Source organism: Microbacterium testaceum StLB037 (assembly GCF_000202635.1).
Taxonomy (GTDB): Bacteria; Actinomycetota; Actinomycetes; order Actinomycetales; family Microbacteriaceae; genus Microbacterium; species Microbacterium testaceum_F.
In genome coordinates, this window is sequence record NC_015125.1 from 1490505 (window position 1) to 1511431 (window position 20927).

Here is a 20927-nt window from a genome sequence, read left to right on the forward strand (position 1 = left end):
TCCTGGTGGGATCAGTGCACGCGGGTGTTGTCGCGCGCGAGCTTGGCGCGCAGACCCGAGTGGATGGAGATGTAGGCGCGCAGGTTCTGCCCGGTGAGGGCGGCGAGGTTGGTGACGAGCGTGTCGATGTGCTCGGCCACCTGGCGCGGCGAGGTGTTCTGTCGCGGGGTCACCGAGACGTGCAGCACCGACTCGCGCTGGATCTCGCCCGCGCTGATGCGCGACGACAGGATCTCGTCGCGCTCGGCGAGCGCGTTCTTCAGCGCCTCGGCGGCGAAACCGTCGGTGACCGTGATGCGCCCCTCGGCGCTGTCGCTGCCCGTGGACTGGAGAGGTGCCTGACGGCGACCACGGACCGCGGCGGACGCGATCACGACGAGGAGAAGTGCCAGCACGACGAGGGCGGCGACGGCACCCCAGCCCGCGGATTCACGCCCGAGCGACTCGAGCCAGCCCTGGAAGCCGCCCATGACGGACGTCCAGGTGTCGGCGCCGCCGGGGAGCAGCGCCACGGCGAGCGCCAGGGCGCCCGCAGCCAGCAGCACGACACCGACGAGGAAGAGGACGAAGCGGTTCAGACCGCGGCGCGTGGCGTTCATCAGGACTCCTTGGTGTCGGGGCGCTGCACGCGCAGCTGGGTGCGCACGGCGGGCGAGAGCTTGTAGGTCGAGATCTCCTCGTCGACGATGCGGCGCAGCTGCGCCTCGTCGACCGGGATGCCGACAGGGGGGCGCACCGTGACGTCGACGGTGCGGTGGGCGACGCCGACGACGATGTCGTCCCGGGCGATGCCCGACTCGTTGCTCAGGTGCTGAGCGAGGGCGGATGCCACGACGCCGTTGTCGACGACGACGGCTCGGTCGCCCCACGCCATCTCGTGGCGCGACAGGCGCCCGGGCTTGAGGGCGAGGATCAGAACGATCAGGCCCACGAGCGCGAGGACGATGCCGCCGACGATGAAGGCGACGGGCTGGAGCGCGGTCGGAGCCTCGACGACGGCGTTGAGCGCGGCGCCCGGGGAGACGAGCAGCGGCTGCCGGCCGAGAAGGGCCAGGACGATCTCGACCACGGCGTACGCCAGGACGAGCAGCGTCAGCAGGACCACGACGAGCATGGCCACGGTGCGCGGCGAGTGCGTCTCGCGACGCACGACGGTGCGGAGCACGGTATCGGTCATCACAGCACTCGCTTTCGCTGGGGGACGGTGGCGCCCGAGATGGTCAGGTCGACCCGCGAGACGTCGCGGCCGAACAGGTGCGACAGTCGCGACCGCAGCGCGGACTGCGCCGAGCGGGCCGCCTCGAGGACGGGGACGGCCGCGCCGACCGCGGCCGTGTCGTCGAGGCGCGGGACGGGGAACGGCGTGGTGACCCGCACCACGGCGGTGTCGCGCGCCGAGACGATGTCGACGCGGACGTTCTTGGCATCCACCCCGATGATGTCGGCCGCGGCACGCTCCGCCGTCTTCTGCAGAACGCGGTCGGCGACGTTCACGCGACCCGCGGGGAGGCCGGGGCCGGCAACCGTGGTGCGGCTGCCGACCCCGGGGGAAGCGGTGACGGTGGTCACGATGTGCTCCGACCCTTGAAGGCGTTGACGATGTTCCCGAAATCGATCTCGCCCGCGGTGATGCGTGCGACGACGATTCCGATGGCCATGAACAGGGCGACGAGGATGAATCCCCAGAAGCCGAAGATCAGGGCGCTGAGGGCGAGGACGAGCCCGGCGAGAGCGCCCTTCGTGGTGGCGCTCACTGGACGCGCTTTTCGTTGCTGTCGTCGTCGTTGTTGTCGTCGCCCGGGATGTGGACGTCGTTCACGTCGACGTTGACCTCGACGACCTCGAGACCGACGAGGCGGTTGATGGCCCCGGCGACGCGGCCGCGGACCTGGTCGGCGACCTCCTGGATGGGGGCGCCGTATTCCACGACGATCGTGATGTCGGCGGCGGCCTGGGTCTCGCCGACCTCGACCTTGACGCCCTGCGTCAGGTCGGTGGCGTTGATCGCGTCGCGGATGGCACCGAGCGCGCGGGCTCCGCCGCCACCCAGGGCGTACACGCCGGCGACCTCACGGGCCGCGATACCGGCGACCTTCGCGACGACGCCCTCGGCGATCGTGGTCTTGCCCTCGGTCGGGGTCTCCGCGCCACGGGCGCTCAGGGGACGGTTCACGCGCGATGCCGTCTGGGGGACGTTCTGCGCGGCGGGGGTGGTGGGGGCGTCGGTAGCCATGTCGGTGTGCCTTTCACGTGTGCTTCCCGGCGGTGCCGGGGTGGGCGCTTTGGCCTACGTGGATAAGACGTACCCAGGGCAAGAAACGTCACGCGGGGGATGGAAATATCTCTCGAAATCTGCATGCAGACGAATGCAGATGGTCGATTTCCGCGGGATTCCGGGGCTGGACGCGCTCCCAAGGGGTCACGGTGCGGGGCGTGCACTGAGGGGAGGAGATTCGGGGAAAGGAGGATGCCGCGGGCTCGAGCGGTCCTCCCGACGCCGGATCTCCTCCCCTCGCCGCCGGCCCGGCCGCCCGCCGCGGACGCATCGCGGCCTGCCCCCGCAGCCGCGGCGTACGCTCGACCCATGTCCCCCTCCCCCTCCTCGACACGGCCCTGACGTGGGTCGCCTCACCGCCTCCCGCCGGGTCACCCGCATCACCCTCGACGGGATGAATCGGCAGAGACCGGATGCCATCGCCGTCGAGGAGCCGCTCGAGATCCGCGTCGCGGGCTCGCCGTTGGCCGTCACGATGCGCACCCCCGGGCACGATGTCGAACTGGCGGCGGGATTCCTCGTGTCGGAGGGCGTCCTCAGCCGCGGAGATCAGTTCGCCCGCGCGATCCACTGCGGCGGACCGGGGACCGGCGGGGCCGATGGCAACACCTACAACGTGCTCGACCTGACGCTCGCGCCCGGGGTCGCACTCCCCTCCCCCGACATCGCGCGCTCCTTCTATACGACGAGTTCATGCGGTGTGTGCGGAACGGCCTCGATCGAGGCGGTGGAGAAGGTGTCGACGTACGACGTGTCAGCCGACGACGTGCGCGTCGACGCCCGGGACCTCGCGGCGTTCCCGGACCGCCTGCGCGAGGGGCAGAAGGTGTTCGACAAGACGGGCGGCCTGCACGGTGCCGCGCTCTTCGACATCTTCTCCGGCGAGATGCTCGTCGTGCGCGAAGACGTCGGTCGGCACAACGCGGTCGACAAGGTGGTCGGGTGGGCGCTGCTGAACGACCGACTCCCGCTGCGCGGCACGGTGCTCCAGGTGTCGGGCCGCGTGAGCTTCGAGCTCGTGCAGAAGGCCGTGATGGCCGGCATCCCGGTGCTGTCGGCCGTTTCCGCGCCGTCGTCGCTCGCGATCGAGCTGGCCGAGCGCGCGGGGCTCAGCCTCGCCGCCTTCGTACGCGGGGGCAGCATGAACCTGTACTCCCGCGCCGACCGAATCGCGGTTCCCTCCACGGACGCGCCCACAACCCCCTCTGCCGCAGAAGCGTCGAGCGTACGCTGACGAAGAGCGCGGGACGTGTGGATGCCACCGGCCCGGCACCGAAATCCACGGAGGGTGAGCATGGGTGAATCGTTCGGGCTGATGACCGAGGAGCCGCGTCAGGGAGGCCTCGGACCGGCCGTGACGGGCGAGTGGTCGAGCACGGGCGAGTACGAGCACCCCGCCGCCGGGTGGGGAGCCGCCCTCACGGTCGGCAAGGTGCTCCTCGAGCAACGGCAGCCCGTGGCAGGCACACGGGCGATGTTCACGATGAATCACCCGAAGAGCGGTTTCGACTGCCCCGGGTGCGCGTGGCCCGACGACAAGGGCGTCACCCTCGACATCTGCGAGAACGGCATCAAACACGTCACGTGGGAGATGACGCACAAGCGCGTCGGCAAGGAGTTCTTCGCCGAGCACTCGGTGACCGAGCTGTCGCAGTGGAGCGATTTCGCGCTCGAAGATGCCGGTCGACTGGTCGGCCCGATGGTCTACGACGCCGCCGGCGACCACTACGTGCCGATCTCGTGGAACGACGCGTTCCGCCTCATCGCCGAGCAGATCACGGCCCTCGATTCCCCCGACCAGGCCGCGTTCTACACCTCCGGCCGCCTCAGCAACGAGGCGTCGTTCCTCTACCAGCTGTTCGCGCGCGAGCTCGGCACGAACAACCTGCCCGACTGCTCGAACATGTGCCACGAAGGTTCGGGGCGCGGGCTGACGGCATCCCTCGCCACCCCCAAGGGCACCGCCGACCTCGAGGACTGGGAGACCTGCGACGCGCTCTTCGTCCTCGGTGTGAACGCGGCCTCCAATGCCCCCCGCATGCTGACGAGCCTCGCCGAGGCGATCGATCGCGGGGCCCAGGTCGTGCACGTCAACACGCTGCGCGAGGTCGCCGGCACGCGCACGATCGTGCCGCACGAGATCGTCGACATGGCGACCTTCCACTCGACGCCCACCAGCACGATGAACCTCCAGGTGCGTCCCGGCGGCGATCTCGCCCTCGTCCGCGGCATGGCGAAGGTCGTGTTCGAGGCGTCCGAGACCGATCCGACCGCCCTCGACCAGGCCTTCCTCGACGAGTACACGACCGGCCTCGACGAGTATCGCGCCCTGGTCGAGTCCACGCCGTGGGACCAGCTCGTCGAGCAGGCCGGGCTGACCGAAGCCGAGATCCGCGGCGCCGCCGACGTCTACCTGAGCGCCGACCGCACCGTGATCAGCTGGTGCCTCGGCGTCAGCCAGCACCAGCACGGCGTCGACACGGTCCGCGAGATCGTGAACCTTCTTCTGCTGCGTGGCAATGTCGGACGCAAGGGCACCGGCCCGTCACCCGTGCGCGGCCACAGCAACGTGCAGGGCAACCGCACCTGCGGCATCAACCACAAGCCCACCGAGAAGTGGCTCGCGAAGCTCGACGAGGTGTGCGGCATCACCTCACCGCGAGAGCCCGGCCTCGACACCGTGCACACGGTGGCGGCCCTGCATCGCGGCGACCTCAAGGTGTTCCTCGGCATGGGCGGCAACTTCGTCCGGGCTGCTCCCGACACGAAGCTCACCGCCGAAGGCATGAGCCGCTGCGAGCTGACCGTCCACGTCAGCACCAAGCTCAATCGCAGCCACCTCACCCACGGCAAGCGAGCGCTGATCCTCCCCTGCCTCGGCCGCACCGAGCGCGACATCCAGGAGGCCGGCCCCCAGTCGATCTCGACCGAGGATGCCATGAGCTCGGTCATGCTCTCACTCGGCTCACGCAAGCCCGCGTCGCCGCACCTGCTCAGCGAGCCGGAGATCATCGCGCGAATCGCCCGCGCCACCATGCCCGACTCGGCGACCCCGTGGGAGTGGTACGTGGGCGACTACGACCGCATCCGCGACACGATGGCGAAGGTGCTCCCCGGGTTCGAGGGCTTCAACGAGCTCGTGCGTCAGCACTACGGCTTCCGCATCCCCCAGCCCGCGCGCGAGCGCGACTTCCAGACGCCGTCGGGCAAGGCGGAGTTCTCGGATGCCGAGCTGCCGAACGTCATCCCCGAAGAAGCCGACGTGCTGGTGCTGCAGACCATGCGCTCGCACGACCAGTGGAACACCACGATCTACTCGGCCGACGACCGCTACCGCGGCGTCCGCAACATCCGCGAGCTGGTGTTCATGCACCGCCGCGACATGAAGGAGCGCGGCATCGCCGAGGGTGACCTGGTCGACATCGTCGCGACCTCGCGAGACGGCTCGGTGCGTAGCGTCACGGGCTTCCGCGCGCTCGAGTACGACACCCCTCGCGGCAGCGCCGCGGGCTACTTCCCCGAGCTGAACGTGCTCCTCGGCCCCGACGACTACAGCCGCCAGAGCGACCAGCCGCTGATGAAGGACATCCGCGTGCGGATCGCGAAGACGGCGTAGCGGAAACTCTGGCGTGATGACTTCTTGAAGCAATGCCCACGCAGCGTCGTTGCGATCTAGGCTCCAAATATGGTTGATCCGATGGTTGGTGCTGCCGCGGCACACCTCGCGAAGGCTTCTGATGCCTACAACTCAGAGGCCGCAAAAGCCGGCGCATCTTTATGGATGAAATTCCTCGGTCCGCCTGTGGAGGCTATGGGGCGTCACTTGCAGCGCAGAGTCGAGCTTTGGTCGGAGGATGCGCTTGCCAACCGAGTTCTGCGCAAGGCTGCTGACAAAGTAGATCCGAGCGCGGAAGGCTCTGTACCCCCTCGCGTCGCATCGGACATCTTCGATAAGGCACAGTGGGCGGAGGATGAGTTCGTCGCCGAGTATCTGTCTGGTGTGCTGGCGTCGGCCCGTACAACTGACGCCGCAGACGACAGCGCCATTAGCTGGACTGCTCTCGTAGGACGATTGTCGTCGGCACAGTTGCGGCTGCATTACATCCTCTACTCAACCGCGCGTCATCATCTGCTCGGGCGGACGATCGACGCAACAAATGATCTGGACGACCTCCCGATCTTCGCTCCACTGCTACCGATCATCGCGCTCCTGCCGGGGGGCGTAGACGCGTTCAACGACGCTATGGCCAATCTCGAGAGGGAAGGCCTCCTCTCCCCCAGGTTTGATGTCGATACCCAGAGCGGTCGACTCGCCAACATTAAACAAATCCCCGCGGAACCCGTGATTGTTTACCGCATCACGTTGGCGGGAGCTCTACTGTTCTTCCGCGGCGGGGGTTCACGTACGACGGCGCTCAAGCGATTCTCGGATCCTGCGCACGATCTCCGATTCGACGACTGCGCGAGCATCCCGAGCCCAATTGCAGGCTCGGCTCTTTGGAACAGCCTGCCCGACGCCTCGGAAAGCTGACCGCTGCACCCCGTCCTGAATTACGACGCCTTCTGACCACACTGGATGGGTGACGCCGAGCAACGCCACCCGGGCGCACCGCACTCCTCACCTCGACGTGAGGCTGGTCCTTTCCTATCCCCCACCCCGCCGCGCCCACCCCGGCACCCGCTCCGGGCGCGGCCCCACCCCGATCACGAACGCCGGGACCACGCTCAGCCCGCGCATCCGGCGCAACAGGATGCCAGCGGCTCGGGGCACGACGACCTCCTTCCGGCCCGTGATCACGGGCGCGATGACCCGCGCGTGCACGACGCGCTGCAGAGTCTGGATCACGATGGTCGGGAACCGACGGCGGCGCTGGACTCGGGCGAGGATGCGACCGGACCCGACGCCCGCGAGCGCCCCGTCGCGGAGCGGTCCCGCGAGCAGGCGCGCGGTGGCGACGGCATCCTGAACCGCGAGGTTGATCCCCACCCCTCCCGCGGGCGACATCGCGTGCGCGGCGTCGCCGATGCAGAGCACACTGTTCGCGTGCCACCGGCGGAGGCGGTTGAGGTGCACATCGAGGTGCTTCACGTCGTCCATCGAAGAGATCGTGTGCACGTCATCGGCCAGGTCGGGGAGAAGCTCGGCCACCTCGGCGCGGAACGCGTCGATTCCGGCGGCGCGGAGCGCGGCATCCGTCCCCTTCCGCCCGATCCAGGCGACCTGCACGTACCCGCGACGCGGAATCGCGATGCCGATACGGCCCCGCCGAATACGCGGGAGCAGCGCCTCGGGGAGGTGTCGCACGGTCGTGATGCGGAACCACCACACGTCGAACGGGACGCGGAACTCGCGCACCGGGAAGCCGACCGCCCGGCGGACGACGGACCACCGCCCGTCGCACGCGACGGTGAGGTCGGCGCGCACCTCGCCCTCGCCGTGCGGGGATCGGTACATCACGCCGCGGACGCGCCCGCCCCCGCGGAGCACCCCGGTCACCTCGTGCTCGCGCAGCAGGGTGAAGGTCGGCTCCGCCTCGGCGGCCGCGGCGAGCAGGTCGAGGAGGTCCCATTGCGGCACCATCGCGATGTACGGATGCCGCACCGGCAGCCGATCGAGGTCGGCCAGCACCACGTCGGAGCCGTCTGCCATGGGCACCCGGAACTGCCGCACGCGGGACTGAGGAAGGGCGTCGAAGAGCTCGAAGAGTCCGAGGTCGTCGAGCAGCCCGAGGGTCGAGGGGTGGACGGTGTCGCCCCGGAAGTCGCGCAGGAAATCCGCGTGCTTCTCGAGAACGGTGACCCGGATGCCACCCCGCGCGAGCAGAAGCCCGAGCACCAGCCCCGCGGGGCCGCCGCCGACGATGGCGCAGGTCGTGGCATCCGCACCGCTCTCCGCCCCAGGTGCCATGGCGGTGCTCAGCCGTGCGACGCGACCGGGGCGAGGGCCTGGAGGCTCGGATGACGAGTGACGGCCTCGGGGCCGTGTGTCATCAGCACGGTCATCAGGGCCGTTTCGGGGATCGCCGGTCCGCTCAGCAACATCGGCGAGGTCGAATCGAACTGGCACACGAGCGACCACCGGTCGACCTCGGGGAACACCGCCGTCATCGCGGAGTAGAAGAAACTGAGCCACTGCCCGTTGACGTTGCAGACGAGGCGCTGGTTCGACACGAGGAGACGCACGCTCTGCTGCTCGCGCCACTGCGTCTGCGCTGCGGCTTCGGCGGCCGAGCGGCGAGAGGCGTTCCCGGCGGCCGTCATGGCCACCCCGGCCGCGACGAAGAGCGGGTGGCCGAAGAAGAACCCGCCGGAGGTCGTGTACGTCGTGTCTTGACCGTAATAGCGGGCGTACTGGGCCGTGGTGTCGAAGAAGAACGTCTCCCCGGGCTGCGGGACGACGTCCCACACGTCGATCGACGGCGGCACCTGACGGCGCTCGAGGGTGAGCCGGAGTTGGCCGGCACGGTGCCAGGCTTGCGCGTACGCGGCGTCGACCGCCTGCGCCTGCTGTTCTGTCCGCGTGAATCTGCCCTTGGCCCAGCGCCGTCGACGGTGCGCCGCAGCAAGCACGCGGACCACCCCCACGACGAGGAACACCACGGCCACCGCGGCTACCAGGTAGGCCAAGCCCATCAGGGCGAGGCCTGCCACACCGATTCCGACGGCGGACTCGTCTCCCCGCGTCGCGTTGATCATGGCGGATCCCGTGAGGCCCAGCCCGAAGAAACCGCCGACACCGATGACGAGCGGAAGCAGCCAGGGAAGGTGCCTCCGGACGCTCTCCGGAAGCCGAGATCGTCGCTGCCCCATGTCGTCCTCCTCGCTTCGAAGGGCGCCGCTCCATCGGCGCTGCGCTCGAACCTACTCCTGGCCTCCGACACCGTCTCGCCGCCTGTGGACAGCGGTCGGGAGCCCGGCCCCGGAAGCACGGGTGCCTCGGGGCGGAAGCTCAGACCTTGGCGGAAACCAGCACGCCTCGCTGCTGCAGACCCGCCTCGACCTCCGCGATGGCGCTCTTGTACGCGTTGTGCAGCTTCAGCTGCTCCATGCCGTCGTCGCTCCCCCCGGCCGGCTGAAAGATCGGCCGGTGCAGATCGACCTCCACGGTGCCGCCGAGATCGGAGAATTTCACGTCGAGCACTTCCCGGAGGTCGTCATTGGGGGCACGGACGCCGAGGAACATCGTCTTGACGAGATTGCCGTGCGTCGCCTTCCAGTGGTCCCGCTCCTGCTCGACGGTGAAACCCGCGGCCTCGAGGGATGCTCGTGTGGCCTCCTGAGCGGCAGAGAGGTCGCCGCTCACGACGAACGAGAAGTTGAAGAGGGCCATGGCACGCCTTTCGGTCCGGTGCCGCTCAGCCTGTCGTCTTCCCCGGTTCGGCACAACCCGGCGGCTGGAGCCCGGCCGAACCGTCGCGCGGACCTCCCACCAACCACGCCGCCCCGCGGCATCCCGAACCGGTGTGTCGCCGCTCGTCTCCGCGCGACGGCACACCCTGGAGAACGGATGCCGCGCCCCACCCTTCCTCCCCAGCGGGGCCGGGGCCGCGACCTGTCCCGGTCGGCGGCTCGCGATCGGCTGCCCCAACTAGACTGACTCCCGTCCGGCCCCTGCGATTCTTGGAGCTCAGCCGCGTGACCACCCCGAACCCCGCCGCCCCTACGCCCTCCGCCGACTCCGCCGCCGCGCGAGCGGCCGCTGCAGCCGACACGGTCGAGAACGCGATCGCCACGCCCGAGAAGGATCAGCCGTACGGCGCCCTCGGCCTCAAGAGCGACGAGTACGCGCAGATCCGCGAGATCCTGGGCCGCCGCCCCACCAGCGGAGAACTGGCGATGTACTCGGTCATGTGGAGCGAGCACTGCTCCTACAAGTCGAGCAAGATCTACCTCCGTCAGTTCGGCCAGAAGGTCAGCGACGAGATGAAGACGCGTCTGATGGTCGGCATGGGTCAGAACGCCGGCGTCGTCGACGTGGGCGACGGCTGGGCGGTCACCTTCAAGGTCGAGTCGCACAACCACCCCAGCTACATCGAGCCCTTCCAGGGCGCAGCGACCGGCGTCGGCGGCATCGTCCGCGACATCATCTCGATGGGCGCGCGCCCCGTCGCCGTCATGGACCAGCTGCGTTTCGGCGCGATCGACCACCCCGACACCCCGCGCGTCGTGCACGGCGTCACGAGTGGAATCTCGTTCTACGGCAACTGCTTGGGTCTGCCCAACATCGGCGGCGAGACCGTGTTCGACGCCGTCTACCAGGGCAACCCGCTCGTCAACGCCCTCGCGGTCGGCGTCATGCGCCACGAAGACATCAAGCTCGCGAACGCCACGGGCGTGGGCAACAAGGTCGTGCTGTTCGGAGCCCGCACGGGCGGCGACGGCATCGGCGGCGCCAGCATCCTGGCATCCGACACCTTCGCCGACGGCGGCCCCACCAAGCGTCCCGCGGTGCAGGTGGGCGACCCGTTCGCCGAGAAGGTACTCATCGAGTGCTGCCTCGAGCTCTACAAGGACGATCTCGTCGAAGCGATTCAGGACCTCGGGGCCGCGGGAATCTCGTGCGCCACGAGCGAGCTCGCCGCCAACGGCAACAGCGGCATGAAGGTCGAGCTCTCCAAGGTTCTGCTGCGCGACCCGTCGCTGACTCCCGAGGAAATCCTCATGTCGGAGTCGCAGGAGCGCATGATGGCGATCGTCGCCCCCGAGAAGCTCGACGCGTTCCTCGCCGTCGTCGGCAAGTGGGACGTCGAGACGAGCGTCCTCGGCGAAGTCACCGGAGACGGCCGCCTCGTCATCGACTGGTACGGCGAGCGCATCGTCGACGTCGACCCCTCGACCGTCGCGGTCGACGGCCCCGTCTACGAGCGCCCCGTCGCGTACCCCACCTGGATCGACGCCCTGCAGGCCGACTCCGCCGCGAAGCTTCCCCGTGCGACGGATGCCGGCACCCTCCGCGAGCAGTTCACGACCCTGGTCGCGAGCCCCAACCTCGCCGACACCTCGTGGATCACCAACCAGTACGACTACTACGTTCTCGGTAACACCGCCCTGAGCTTCCCCGACGACGCCGGCATGATCCGCGTCGACGAGGAAACGGGCCTCGGCTTCGCCATCGCGACCGACTGCAACGGCCGCTACAACCAGCTCGACCCGTACAACGGCGCGAAGCTCGCCCTCGCCGAGGCGTACCGCAACGTCGCCGTGACCGGTGCCGTGCCCACCGCGGTCACCGACTGCCTCAACTTCGGCAGCCCCGAGAACCCCGAGGTCATGTGGCAGTTCAGCCAGGCCGTCGAGGGCCTCTCCGACGGCTGTCTCGAGCTCGGCATCCCGGTCACGGGCGGCAACGTGTCGTTCTACAACCAGACCGGCGATCAGCCGATCCACCCCACCCCGGTGGTCGGTGTGCTCGGCATCATCGACGACGTCGCCGCGCGCATCCCGAGCGGCTGGCAGGACGCCGGCGAGAACCTCTACCTGCTGGGCACCACCGCCGACGAGCTCGACGGCTCGCAGTGGGCCGGCACCATCCACGACCACCTCGGCGGTCGCCCGCCGAAGGTCGACCTCGCGCAGGAGCGCAAGCTCGCCGAACTGCTGCAGGCCGCGGGCTCGCAGTCGCTCGTCTCGAGCGCGCACGACCTGTCGTCGGGCGGTCTCGCTCAGGCCCTGGCCGAAGGCGTGATGCGCTTCGGCGTCGGCGCCCGCGTCTGGCTCACCGAGCTCATGGAGCGCGACGGCGTGGATGCCACCGCCGCCCTGTTCAGCGAGTCGACGGGCCGCGTGCTGGTCAGTGTCCCCCGCGAGGAGGACGTGAAGTTCCGCGGCCTCTGCGACGGGCGCGGCTACCCGGTGCTGCGCATCGGCGTGACCGACGTCGAGCCGGGCACCGAAGCATCCCTCGAGATCCAGGACGTGTTCACCGTTCCCGTGTCCGAGCTGCGCCGCCTGTCGACCGAGACGCTGCCCGCGGTCTTCGGCCCGACCGTCGCGGAGCCCGTGGCCTGACGCACCCCGCCCGCCCGCAACAGAGAGGAGACGCGGTGACGAACGACGACGACATGTCCGTGTTCGATGAGAAGCGGCAGCGCCGCGTGAAGGTCACCGCGTGGGTGGTCATCGCTGCTCTCGTCCTCACCGGCGGCGGGGCGACGGTCATCACGCTGCTCCTCGGCTGACACCGGCCGCCGACGGGGAGCTTCCGAGGGCACCACTCGGGGGAGAGCGACCTCCTACACGTCGGCGAGGAACGCGCGGAGATCGTCGGCGAGCAGGGCGGGATGCTCCATCGCGCCGAAGTGCCCGCCGGACGGGAACCTCGTGAACCGAACCGTGGGATACCAGCGGCGCGCGAACGACTCGACGCCGTGGTCGATGTCATACGGAAAGAGCCCGAACGCCGTGGGCACGGTGACCCGTCCGCCGACGGGCGGGAAGCGCCGACGGTCGAAGTACACGCGCACGGCGCGCCCCGCAGTCCGCGTGAACCAGTGCAGCGACAGGTTCTCGAGAATCAGGTCGAGGGGGATGCGGTCGAACACATCCCCTTCGCCCCACGCCTGGAACTTCTCCAGGTACCAGCTCGCGAGTCCCGCCGGTGAGTCGGTGAGCCCCGCGGCCAGGGTTTGCGGCTTCGTGCGCTGCTGCGCGCCGTAGGCGCCCTCGCTTCTCTCCCAGGCTTCGGCGGCATCGGCCCAGGCCTGCTCCTCCGCGGAGAGGTGGTCATCGTCGGCGACGCGCCAGAGCGGCACGTCCGTGAGGTGCAGGCCCGTGACGCGGTCCGGGGCGAGAAGCGCCAACTGATCGACGATGGCCGCGCCGAGGTCGCCGCCGTGGACCGCGAACCGCTCAACGCCGATCTCGGTCAGCGCCGTCAGTAAGCGTTCGGCATTCCAGCGCGGTCCGCCCTCGTCAGGGCCGGGTGCGTCGCTGTAGCCGAATCCCGGGATGCTGGGGACGATGACGTCGAGGTCCGCGAGGTGAGTCGCGACCCCACGGAAGCGCAGGAAACTGTCGGGCCATCCGTGGACGAGCACGACCGCCGGCGCGCCGGGCGTCCCCGTGCGCCAGAGGTGCACGCGCGACCCCGGGTCGCCCACGAGCAGGTGCTCCTCCGCGCGGAGACGCGCCTCGGCCGCGGGCCAGTCGAAGGTGGCCCAAGCGTGGAGGACGCGGCGCAATGCCGTGGGGCGCGTTCCGCGCGACCAGTCGTCCCCGACGTCGTCGGGCCACCGTGTCGCTGCGATGCGCCGGCGAAGGTCGGCGATCTCGTCGGGAGCGGTGCGGGGCTGCAGCCGGGTGATCATGCGCCCACCCTGGCACGGGCACGGGCACGGGCGCGCGGCGAGATCGAGCCATCGCGCTCGCACGGTTACGGCCAGCCCGAGGCCGACCGCACTGCGGAATCCGGCCGGACGACAAGCGCCGTGTCGCATGCCCGACGTAGCATGGGAACGTGGAGCCGCTGATGGTCTTGTTGGCCGAGTGGTGGTGGATCGGGCCCGCGGCGGCCGGTGCCGGCACACTCGGCTGGGTCGGCGTGCGCCGCACCCGCCGGCAGAGGGCACTTCCCGCCGGGACGACGACCACGGGCGATCGCGCGGCGCGCGCGTGGGCGTCCCGGCCGATGAGCAAGAACGCCGCCCGTCGACTGGAGCTCGACGCCGCGCAGCTCGACCTCCTCACCGCCCGTCAGGCCATCACGCGTGGTCGCGCCGACGTCAAGATCGCCGACGCCGAAGTGGTCCGCGCGCAGGCCGAGCGGGCGGCATCCCGAGGCTCCTCCGAGGCTGTGTCCGCGGCTCGCTCGCGACTCGTCGCCGCGCAGCACGCGCTGCGCGCCGCCTCGGCCGAGATGCGGGCCCGCCGCGCCGCGGTCAAGGCCGCGCAGGCGCTGCTCCCGGCGATCCGTTCCGGGAGCGCGCCGCTCCCGGTGGAGCGGCTCCTCGCCGAGCACGACGCCGTTCTGGCCCGCTGGATGGCGTACGAGACCGACCCCGCGCTGGCGATCGACTTCCCGGCGATGTCCGATCCGCGCTCTCCGCTGCTCGCCGAGTTCCTCCGTGCGCACGAACGCGCGCAGTGGCTCCGCCCCGCCTCGGCTCAGACGCGCATCGAGCCCGCGGAGTTCCTGGCCTACCGAGACGCGGTACGCCGCACCGTCAACGCCTTCGAGCACGCCGAACGCGTCGCCCGGCACGGCGACAAGACGCCGCCGCTGACGTTCGAGGGGTCCGAGGCGTGGGGCCGCATGGCCTCCGACCTCGCCGAGACGGCGCAACGGGCGCTCGCCCGATCGATGGAGTCGATGGGCCGTGCCGCCGCGCGCAACTGGAACGAGCGCGGGTCGAAGCGCGGCCGGAAGAGTCCCGACCCCGAGTGACCCCGCGAGGTCGTCACCGCCGATCGGCGTAGCATGACGGCGTGCACGACTTCTGGACCTTCGCGGGCAGCTACTGGTGGCTCGCCTTCCCCCTCTTCGGTATGACGATGGGGGCGATCAACGGCGTGAACAGGCGCCGTGAGGTGCAAGCCCGTCGTCGCCACCGCGAGCAGATCGAGCTGATCCGCGCTCAGGGAGGCGCCGTTCCGGCTCCCCTGGCACCCCCCGTCGACGCCGACGAGCAGCAGCGCATCATCGCTGCCCAGGATGCCGTGACGCATCGCTGGCTGGAGTACGAGCTCGACGCCGAGAAGCTCATCAGTTACCCCGCGATGAGCGACGGTCGGCAGCCGCTGACCGCCGCGTTCCTCCGCGCGAAGAAGGTCGCCGACAATCTCCGGCCCCGCGACGGGGAGACGCTCTCCCCCGAGCGGCTCAGGGAGTTCCGCGACGCCGTCACCGACTACGAGGTCGCGTTCGAGGTCGCCGAGCGTGACGCGCGGCGGGTCAAGGATGCGGGATTCTCCCCCGCCGAGCGCAAGCGACTCGACACGGCGAAGCAGTTGCTCACCGTCGCGACCGACCAGGCCGCCACCCCCAACGAACGCCAGCTCGCGTACAAGCGCGTGCGCGAAGAGCTCGACGGCCTGATCTGGTTGTCCGACGACGCGGTCGACGAGCTCGAGAAGAGGGTCGCGCTCGAGCTGCCGCGCGGCACCGATCCCGCCCCGCGGACACCGCCCGAGCCGGCGGTCTGACGCCACCCCAAGCCGCGGGCCACGCCCCCAATGGAATCGGCGCACCCCACCAGAATCGGACCCCAGCCTCATCGGCATCCGATTCCGGTGCGCCGATCCGATTCCGCGGCGCCCGAGCCCGCGGTCTGACGCCGCGGCTGCCGCGGCGCCCGCAACGCGGGAATCGGCCCACAGCACCAGAATCGGATGCCAAGCCCGTCGGCATCCGATTCTGATCCGCGTATCCGATTCTGCGGCGACCTCCGTGTCGCTCAGCGCTTCCGCCGAATGCGGACCGGCCCCCGCGCCGTCGTCACGTCCACGACCTCGCCCCTCTGCGTCACCTCGACCTCGCCGAGACCGACCAGCTCGTGCGCGGCATCGCGCGCGGGCTGCATGAGCTCGCGCCAGTCGTCGCCGCCCACCGCGCGGGCGGCCTCCGACGGACAGATCGTCTTATCGGCATCCCGCGCCGCGAGCAGTTCGCGAATGGATGCCACGAGCCGGGGGTCCGCACCAGATGACGGGGCCATCTGTCCAGTCTCCCTCCGTCCCAAGGGGCCGGGGTCAGAATGAGCCGGTGATCACCGAGCGACACGCCCCCGACCTGCCCGGCCGCGCCGTCATCTCGCAGCGGTGGAATCGCGCGGTGTTCGTGCACTGGCGGATCGACCCGGCCGAGGTCGCCCCGCTGCTGCCGCCCGGAACCCGTCCGGACGTGCACGACGGATCCGCGTGGGTGGGGCTCGTGCCGTTCGTGCTGAGCGAGTTCCGTTTCCTCCCGTTGCCTCCGGTCCCCCTGCTGGGAACGTTCACCGAGATCAACGTCCGCACCTACGCGGTCGACGATGAGGGACGCCGTGGCGTCGTGTTCCGCACGCTCGAGGCCGAGCATCTCGCCCCGGTCCTCGCCGCCCGCGCGCTGTTCGGTCTGCCGTATCGCTGGGCGCGTGCCGGGGTACGCACCGACGGCGCGCGAATCGAGTTCCGGTCGCGGCGCCACGGGGGTCGGCATCCGGGGACCCGCGTGCGAGCCACGCTCGGCACCGAACCGGTCGACACTCCGCTGTCGCGCTTCCTCACCGCGCGCTGGGGCTTCCACGAGCAGCACCTCGGCCGCACCATCTGGGCGGCGAACGCCCACGAGCCGTGGCCGCTCGTCGAGGCCCGGCTCGACACCCTCGACGACGACCTCGTCGCGGATGCGGGGTTCCCCCACCTCGCCGGCCGTGCCCCCGACTCCGTGCTCGCGATGCCCGCCGGACACCCGGGCTTCGTCACGCGGTTCACGGCCGCACGCGCGATCCGCTGAGTCCCGGGTGGCGTACCGCTTCACCCGCGCACCGCCAGACTTCATCTTCACATGTAGACGTGCTCCCGCCTAGGTTGGCCGGGGGAAGCCGTCCGGTTTCCCCTCCGCCGCCAGCCCCGGGAAGCACACTGATGAGTGTCCACACCGCACCAGGGACCTCCACCCTTCACTGGTGGGCGGTTGCCGCCGTCGCCGTCGCGCTGATCGCACCCGTGCCCGAGGGATGGATCTTCGGCTTCCAGCTCGCGACCCTTGCCTTCGCGATCGTGGCGTTGTGCCTCGTGCGGGGGCGCGCGGCCCGTTCGATCGCGGCGGCTGCTGTGATCGTCATCGGTACCGTCGTGTGCGTTCAGATCATCGCCGACATCACCACTCTGCTGTACGAGCAGTCGTTCACCGAAGACGCCGTCATCATCGGCTGAGCAGGGGCGAGAACGCGCCGCGGCGGCGGAAGCGGCCGTGCGACCTTCGCAGAATCACGGCTCTCTCGGAGATTTCCTCGACGAAAGTGCGAGAAAGCGGCGATTCTGCGAGCAGCGACCGCCGAACGCGGACGGCGGCGGCTCCCACCAGAGGAGCCGCCGCCGTCCGTCAGATCAGCGCTGCGTCGAGAACGCGCTCGGGTTCTGCTCGAGCCACGCCTGCACGGCCTCGGGCTCCTTGCCCTCGCCGTACTCGTTGACGACGAGGTCTTCGAGCGAGCCGTACTGCTCGTCGTCGAGCTGGATGCCGGCGATGAGCTCGGCGGCATCCGGGTACTTCTCGGCGAAGCCGGAGGTGCCGAGGAAGTGCAGGGCCTCGGGCTTGCCCATCAGACCCTGCGGGTCCTCGAGGTCCTTCACGTCGTAGGCGTCGTTCGCCCAGAAGGGACGCCACAGCGTCACCGCGATGTCCTTCTGCGCGGCGATGGCGTTGTCGAGCTCGGTGAGCATCGCCGCGGTCGACGAGGTCACGAGCTCGAGGCCGTCGAGGCCGTAGCCGGGCATCGCGACTTCCTGCGTCTGCTTCGTGAGGCCCGCGCCCGGCTCGATGCCGTAGATCTTGCCGTCGAAGCGAGCGGCGTTGTCCTTGAGCTGGTCGATGGAGGTGATGTCGACGTAGCTCGGCACCGCGATCGTCAGCTTGGCGTTGTCGTAGTACGCGCCGAGGTCCTCGATGTTGTCGCCGTACTTGTCCATGTAGTCGGCGTGCGTGAGCTCGGGCCAGGCCGACGGGTAGATGTCGACGTCGCCCTGCGCGAGGCCGGCGTACAGCGGGCCCGCCTCGGTGAGGGTCTGCATCTCGACGGTGTAGCCGAGCTTGCCGAGCTGGTCTTCGAGCAGGTACGCGGTGCTCAGTCCGTCGGTCCACGAGGGCAGGAAGCCGAGCGTGATGGTGCCCTTGCTGTCATCGCCGCCCGAGCCGCCTTCGGCCTGATTGCCGCTGGCGCAGCCGGCCAGAGCGAGGGCGCTGACGGCGCCGAGGGCGAGGGCACTGGTGAGGTGTCGCTTGTTCATTGCTGTGTTCTCTTCCTTTTCGTATGTGATTTCCGTGGGTTTCTTCGCGCATGAAGGGTCGGTGCAGCCGACCCCTCGTGCGGAGAGAGGGATGCCGAGGAGTCAGGCGCCCGTCGAGATCGGCGCTCGGCGCGGCGACGCCTCTTCCCGCTCGGCCTGGGCGGCGGCATCCGTCGCCGGGGCCGGGCGTGAGGGCGTGGCATCCGTGGATCCGGCGCGACGACGACCCAGGATCGCGAGCAGCGACGAGCCGTTGTCGGCGCGGTTGCCGAGAGCCGCGGTGAGCCGGTCGAGGTAGACCGCGAGGATGACCACGCTGAGGCCCGCTTCGACGCCCTTGGGCAGGTTGACGGTCGAGATCGACTGCACGACCTCCTTGCCGAGGCCGTCGGCCCCGACGATGCCGGCCACGACCGCCATCGACAGCGCGAGCATGATGACCTGGTTGACGCCGGCCATGATCGTCGGCATCGCCAGGGGCAATTGGATGCCGCGGAGGATCTGCCCCGGGGTCGCGCCGAACGCGTGACCGGCCTCGACGGTCTCGGAGTCGACTCCGCGGATGCCGAGCTCGGTCAGACGCACGCCCGGAGGCAGCGCGAAGATGACGGTCGAGACGACACCGGGCACGACGCCGATGCTGAAGAAGGTGATGGCGGGGATCAGGTAGACGAACGCGGGCATTGTCTGCATGAAGTCGAGGATCGGCTTCAGGACCGCACGAACGGTCGGGTTGCGGGCCGACCAGATGCCGAGCGGCACCGAGATCGCCACCGCGACGACGGTCGCCACCAGAACGAGGGCGAGCGTCTGCATCGCGGTGACCCACTGCCCCATCGCGAGGATGAGGGCGAAGCCGACGACGGTGCCGAGCGCGAGCTTCCACGAGCGCAGCAGCCACGCCAGCAGCGCGGCGACGACGATGACGACGATGATGGGAGCTGCCAGCAGCACGTCGCTGAGCCCGCCGACGAGGAAGCGGACGGTCACGGCGATGACGTCGAAGAACCCGGAGAGGTTGTCGCGGAGCCAGTCCACGCCGGCGTCGACCCAGGAGCCGACGGGGATACGGAAGCCGTCCATCAGCGCACCGCCTCGCTCTCGCCGGCCGGACCCGCGTCGGCGAGCACCGCGTCGATCTCGGCGGAGGGCAGGGGCTGCGGAAGCACGGTGATCTCCTCCGTGGCGGTGGGGCCGGGGCCGAGGGCCGCGAGCAGGGTGACGCGGGGGATGACGCCGGTCAGGCGCCCCTCGGTGTCGAGCACGGCCAGGGGCAGGGGCGATTCGACCGAGGGGACGAAGAGGTTCATGAGGACGTCGTCCTCATGGACGCTCTGCGGCATCGGCTTGAGCTTGCTGCGCAGCGAGTTCTCTCCCGCGCGGACGAGCTTCATGGCATCCCGGTCCGTGATGATGCCGAGCGGCTTGCGGTCGCGGTCGGTCACGTAGACGGCCGACATGTACGCGTCGCGCATCTGGCGGAGCGCGACGCGCGGACCGGCGGAGGCGTCGACGCGCGGACGCGGACGCTCCATGACGTTGCCGGCGGTGAGCACGCGGGCGCGGTCGACATCCTGCACGAACTGCTCGACGTAGTCGTTGGCGGGATCGGTGAGGATGTCTTCCGGGGTGCCGATCTGGACGATGCGCCCGTCGCGCATGACCGCGATGCGGTCGCCGAGGAACATCGCCTCGTTGAGATCGTGGGTGATGAAGACGATCGTCTTCTTCAGGGTCCGCTGCAGCTCGATGAGCTGCTCCTGCATCTCGCGGCGGATGAGCGGGTCGAGGGCGCTGAACGCCTCGTCCATGAGCAGGATGTCGGTGTCGGCGGCGAGCGCGCGGGCGATGCCGACGCGCTGCTGCATACCGCCGGACAGGGCGGAGGGGAGCTTGTCGCCCCACCCCTCGAGACCCACCAGGGCGAGGATCTCGTCGGCCTTGGCGAGGCGCTCGGCCTTGCCGACGCCGCGGAGCTCGAGGGGATACGCGACATTGGCCGCCACCGTGCGGTGCGGGAGGAGCGCGAAGTGCTGGAACACCATCGCGAGGCGTTCGCGCCGCAGGGAGCGCAGGCGCGCGGGCCCGACACCGGTGAGGGCGTCCCCCTTCACCTCGACGGTTCCCGCGGTCGCCTCGTGCAGACCGTTCAGCATGCGGATGATCGTGGACTTGCCGGAACCGGAGAGACCCATGATGACGAAGATCTCGCCGGGCTGGACCTCGAAACTCGCGTCGATGACGGCGGCGGTCCCGTGCTCGGCGATCTCGTCGCGGCGCGCGCCGGAGCGGAGCTTCTGTACGGCGGCCTGTGGAGAGCGGCCGAACACCTTGAACAGGTTCTTCGCGGCCAGGGCTGGCGTCGCGGGGGTGCGCGGCGCGAGGGCAGGCGGATGTGTCACTGGTGCACCTCGGCGGCCTCGGGTGGCCGCATCGGTCACGCCCGGGTGGCAGTCGCCGGCGCTCCGGGGGGTGGAACGCGTTGGCGCGGAATGTCGGATCCCGTGCCCCGACTGCCGACCGTACGCTCGCGGCGTCGACTCCCCCGAGTCGTCACCACGACCGCGGACTGGTCGAGTGGGCGGCCCAAAACCGGGCCGTCACTACGTTTTCACGCTGATGGATCGACTGGCAAGTTCGCCTACCGGCTTGCGATCCAGGATGCCGCGTGGCACACGCGCGCGCGTGCGTCACCCTCTCAACGGGTGCCCGCGACACCGATGTC

At 69.9% G+C, this 20927-nt stretch carries 22 protein-coding genes; 9 read left to right on the plus strand and 13 right to left on the minus strand.

Features of this window, described 5'->3' with window-relative positions:
* Window positions 1-11 precede the first annotated feature (11 nt).
* From MTES_RS06850 to MTES_RS06870, 5 genes are read right to left on the minus strand one after another with little or no spacing between them, the layout of a single operon-like run.
* Window positions 12-599: a hypothetical protein gene (locus tag MTES_RS06850; RefSeq protein ID WP_013584493.1), complete on the minus strand. Its 588-nt coding sequence runs from the start codon at window positions 597-599 to the stop codon at window positions 12-14.
* Window positions 599-1177, minus strand: coding sequence for a DUF6286 domain-containing protein (locus MTES_RS06855; RefSeq protein WP_013584494.1), 579 nt, complete (start codon window positions 1175-1177; stop codon window positions 599-601). The genes MTES_RS06850 and MTES_RS06855 overlap by 1 nt, the downstream gene beginning before the upstream one ends.
* On the minus strand, window positions 1177-1569 hold the full coding sequence (locus MTES_RS06860) for a hypothetical protein (RefSeq protein WP_013584495.1): 393 nt from the start codon (window positions 1567-1569) through the stop codon (window positions 1177-1179). Before MTES_RS06860 ends, MTES_RS06855 begins: the two co-directional genes overlap by 1 nt.
* The gene (locus MTES_RS06865; protein WP_013584496.1) at window positions 1566-1754 is read right to left on the minus strand and encodes a DUF2273 domain-containing protein; all 189 of its coding nucleotides are present in this window, start codon (window positions 1752-1754) and stop codon (window positions 1566-1568) included. Before MTES_RS06865 ends, MTES_RS06860 begins: the two co-directional genes overlap by 4 nt.
* Window positions 1751-2233 (minus strand): Asp23/Gls24 family envelope stress response protein, encoded by a 483-nt coding sequence (locus tag MTES_RS06870; protein ID WP_013584497.1) that lies wholly within the window; start codon window positions 2231-2233, stop codon window positions 1751-1753. The genes MTES_RS06865 and MTES_RS06870 overlap by 4 nt, the downstream gene beginning before the upstream one ends.
* A 385-nt stretch (window positions 2234-2618) precedes the next feature.
* On the opposite strand from MTES_RS06870, the gene fdhD reads away from it, so the two are divergent.
* The 3 genes from fdhD (at window position 2619) to MTES_RS06885 (ending at window position 6806) form a co-directional block, all read left to right on the plus strand.
* Window positions 2619-3509, plus strand: a complete 891-nt coding sequence (gene fdhD / locus MTES_RS06875) for a formate dehydrogenase accessory sulfurtransferase FdhD (protein WP_013584498.1) — start codon at window positions 2619-2621, stop codon at window positions 3507-3509.
* A 60-nt stretch (window positions 3510-3569) separates the two neighbouring features.
* Entirely contained in the window at window positions 3570-5891 is a 2322-nt protein-coding gene (locus MTES_RS06880; protein ID WP_013584499.1) for an FdhF/YdeP family oxidoreductase, read from the plus strand.
* Window positions 5892-5960: 69 nt separating this feature from the next.
* Window positions 5961-6806: a hypothetical protein gene (locus MTES_RS06885; protein ID WP_013584500.1), complete on the plus strand. Its 846-nt coding sequence runs from the start codon at window positions 5961-5963 to the stop codon at window positions 6804-6806.
* A gap of 114 nt (window positions 6807-6920) precedes the next feature.
* Here the strand turns inward: MTES_RS06885 and MTES_RS06890 are convergent, their stop codons facing one another.
* The 3 genes from MTES_RS06890 to MTES_RS06900 form a co-directional block, all read right to left on the minus strand.
* On the minus strand, window positions 6921-8183 hold the full coding sequence (locus MTES_RS06890) for an FAD-dependent oxidoreductase (protein WP_013584501.1): 1263 nt from the start codon (window positions 8181-8183) through the stop codon (window positions 6921-6923).
* Between the two features lie 8 nt (window positions 8184-8191).
* Entirely contained in the window at window positions 8192-9085 is an 894-nt protein-coding gene (locus MTES_RS18435) for a hypothetical protein (RefSeq protein WP_013584502.1), read from the minus strand.
* A gap of 139 nt (window positions 9086-9224) precedes the next feature.
* Window positions 9225-9605, minus strand: coding sequence for a hypothetical protein (locus tag MTES_RS06900; RefSeq protein WP_013584503.1), 381 nt, complete (start codon window positions 9603-9605; stop codon window positions 9225-9227).
* A 305-nt stretch (window positions 9606-9910) separates the two neighbouring features.
* Between MTES_RS06900 and purL the strand changes: the two genes are divergently transcribed.
* Together purL and MTES_RS19985 are read left to right on the plus strand one after the other, a co-directional pair.
* Window positions 9911-12283: a phosphoribosylformylglycinamidine synthase subunit PurL gene (gene purL / locus MTES_RS06905; RefSeq protein WP_013584504.1), complete on the plus strand. Its 2373-nt coding sequence runs from the start codon at window positions 9911-9913 to the stop codon at window positions 12281-12283.
* Window positions 12284-12318: 35 nt separating this feature from the next.
* A complete protein-coding gene (locus tag MTES_RS19985) occupies window positions 12319-12453 on the plus strand; it encodes a hypothetical protein (protein WP_013584505.1) in 135 nt (44 codons plus the stop codon).
* Window positions 12454-12507: 54 nt separating this feature from the next.
* On the opposite strand, the gene MTES_RS06910 is transcribed toward MTES_RS19985, so the two are convergent.
* Window positions 12508-13581, minus strand: coding sequence for an epoxide hydrolase family protein (locus MTES_RS06910; RefSeq protein ID WP_013584506.1), 1074 nt, complete (start codon window positions 13579-13581; stop codon window positions 12508-12510).
* Window positions 13582-13730: 149 nt separating this feature from the next.
* Between MTES_RS06910 and MTES_RS06915 the strand changes: the two genes are divergently transcribed.
* A complete protein-coding gene (locus tag MTES_RS06915; RefSeq protein ID WP_013584507.1) occupies window positions 13731-14657 on the plus strand; it encodes a hypothetical protein in 927 nt (308 codons plus the stop codon).
* Window positions 14658-14698: 41 nt separating this feature from the next.
* Window positions 14699-15415: a hypothetical protein gene (locus MTES_RS06920; RefSeq protein ID WP_013584508.1), complete on the plus strand. Its 717-nt coding sequence runs from the start codon at window positions 14699-14701 to the stop codon at window positions 15413-15415.
* 251 nt (window positions 15416-15666) lie between these two features.
* Here MTES_RS06920 and MTES_RS06925 read toward each other — a convergent pair whose 3' ends face one another.
* Window positions 15667-15927: a DUF3253 domain-containing protein gene (locus MTES_RS06925; protein WP_013584509.1), complete on the minus strand. Its 261-nt coding sequence runs from the start codon at window positions 15925-15927 to the stop codon at window positions 15667-15669.
* Between the two features lie 47 nt (window positions 15928-15974).
* Between MTES_RS06925 and MTES_RS06930 the strand changes: the two genes are divergently transcribed.
* Window positions 15975-16706, plus strand: a complete 732-nt coding sequence (locus MTES_RS06930; protein ID WP_013584510.1) for a YqjF family protein — start codon at window positions 15975-15977, stop codon at window positions 16704-16706.
* Between the two features lie 131 nt (window positions 16707-16837).
* On the plus strand, window positions 16838-17128 hold the full coding sequence (locus MTES_RS06935; RefSeq protein ID WP_013584511.1) for a hypothetical protein: 291 nt from the start codon (window positions 16838-16840) through the stop codon (window positions 17126-17128).
* 174 nt (window positions 17129-17302) lie between these two features.
* Here the strand turns inward: MTES_RS06935 and MTES_RS06940 are convergent, their stop codons facing one another.
* The 3 genes from MTES_RS06940 to MTES_RS06950 all read right to left on the minus strand — a co-directional run bounded on the left by MTES_RS06940 (window position 17303) and on the right by MTES_RS06950 (window position 20604).
* Window positions 17303-18202: a glycine betaine ABC transporter substrate-binding protein gene (locus MTES_RS06940; protein WP_013584512.1), complete on the minus strand. Its 900-nt coding sequence runs from the start codon at window positions 18200-18202 to the stop codon at window positions 17303-17305.
* 102 nt (window positions 18203-18304) lie between these two features.
* Entirely contained in the window at window positions 18305-19285 is a 981-nt protein-coding gene (locus tag MTES_RS06945) for an ABC transporter permease (protein ID WP_013584513.1), read from the minus strand.
* Window positions 19285-20604, minus strand: a complete 1320-nt coding sequence (locus MTES_RS06950; RefSeq protein ID WP_013584514.1) for a quaternary amine ABC transporter ATP-binding protein — start codon at window positions 20602-20604, stop codon at window positions 19285-19287. The genes MTES_RS06945 and MTES_RS06950 overlap by 1 nt, the downstream gene beginning before the upstream one ends.
* Window positions 20605-20927 lie beyond the last annotated feature (323 nt).

Excerpts from the sequence above, each read along its gene's own strand:
- MTES_RS06890 (WP_013584501.1), bottom strand. The coding sequence starts at position 8,183 with ATGGCACCTGGGGCGGAGAGCGGTGCGGATGCCACGACCTGCGCCATC.
- MTES_RS06900 (WP_013584503.1), bottom strand. The coding sequence starts at position 9,605 with ATGGCCCTCTTCAACTTCTCGTTCGTCGTGAGCGGCGACCTCTCTGCC.
- MTES_RS06945 (WP_013584513.1), bottom strand. The coding sequence starts at position 19,285 with ATGGACGGCTTCCGTATCCCCGTCGGCTCCTGGGTCGACGCCGGCGTG.
- MTES_RS06940 (WP_013584512.1), bottom strand. The coding sequence starts at position 18,202 with ATGAACAAGCGACACCTCACCAGTGCCCTCGCCCTCGGCGCCGTCAGC.
- MTES_RS06870 (WP_013584497.1), bottom strand. The coding sequence starts at position 2,233 with ATGGCTACCGACGCCCCCACCACCCCCGCCGCGCAGAACGTCCCCCAG.
- MTES_RS06925 (WP_013584509.1), bottom strand. The coding sequence starts at position 15,927 with ATGGCCCCGTCATCTGGTGCGGACCCCCGGCTCGTGGCATCCATTCGC.
- MTES_RS06935 (WP_013584511.1), top strand. The coding sequence starts at position 16,838 with ATGAGTGTCCACACCGCACCAGGGACCTCCACCCTTCACTGGTGGGCG.
- MTES_RS06885 (WP_013584500.1), top strand. The coding sequence starts at position 5,961 with ATGGTTGATCCGATGGTTGGTGCTGCCGCGGCACACCTCGCGAAGGCT.
- MTES_RS06855 (WP_013584494.1), bottom strand. The coding sequence starts at position 1,177 with ATGACCGATACCGTGCTCCGCACCGTCGTGCGTCGCGAGACGCACTCG.
- MTES_RS18435 (WP_013584502.1), bottom strand. The coding sequence starts at position 9,085 with ATGGGGCAGCGACGATCTCGGCTTCCGGAGAGCGTCCGGAGGCACCTT.
- MTES_RS06850 (WP_013584493.1), bottom strand. The coding sequence starts at position 599 with ATGAACGCCACGCGCCGCGGTCTGAACCGCTTCGTCCTCTTCCTCGTC.
- MTES_RS06880 (WP_013584499.1), top strand. The coding sequence starts at position 3,570 with ATGGGTGAATCGTTCGGGCTGATGACCGAGGAGCCGCGTCAGGGAGGC.
- MTES_RS06910 (WP_013584506.1), bottom strand. The coding sequence starts at position 13,581 with ATGATCACCCGGCTGCAGCCCCGCACCGCTCCCGACGAGATCGCCGAC.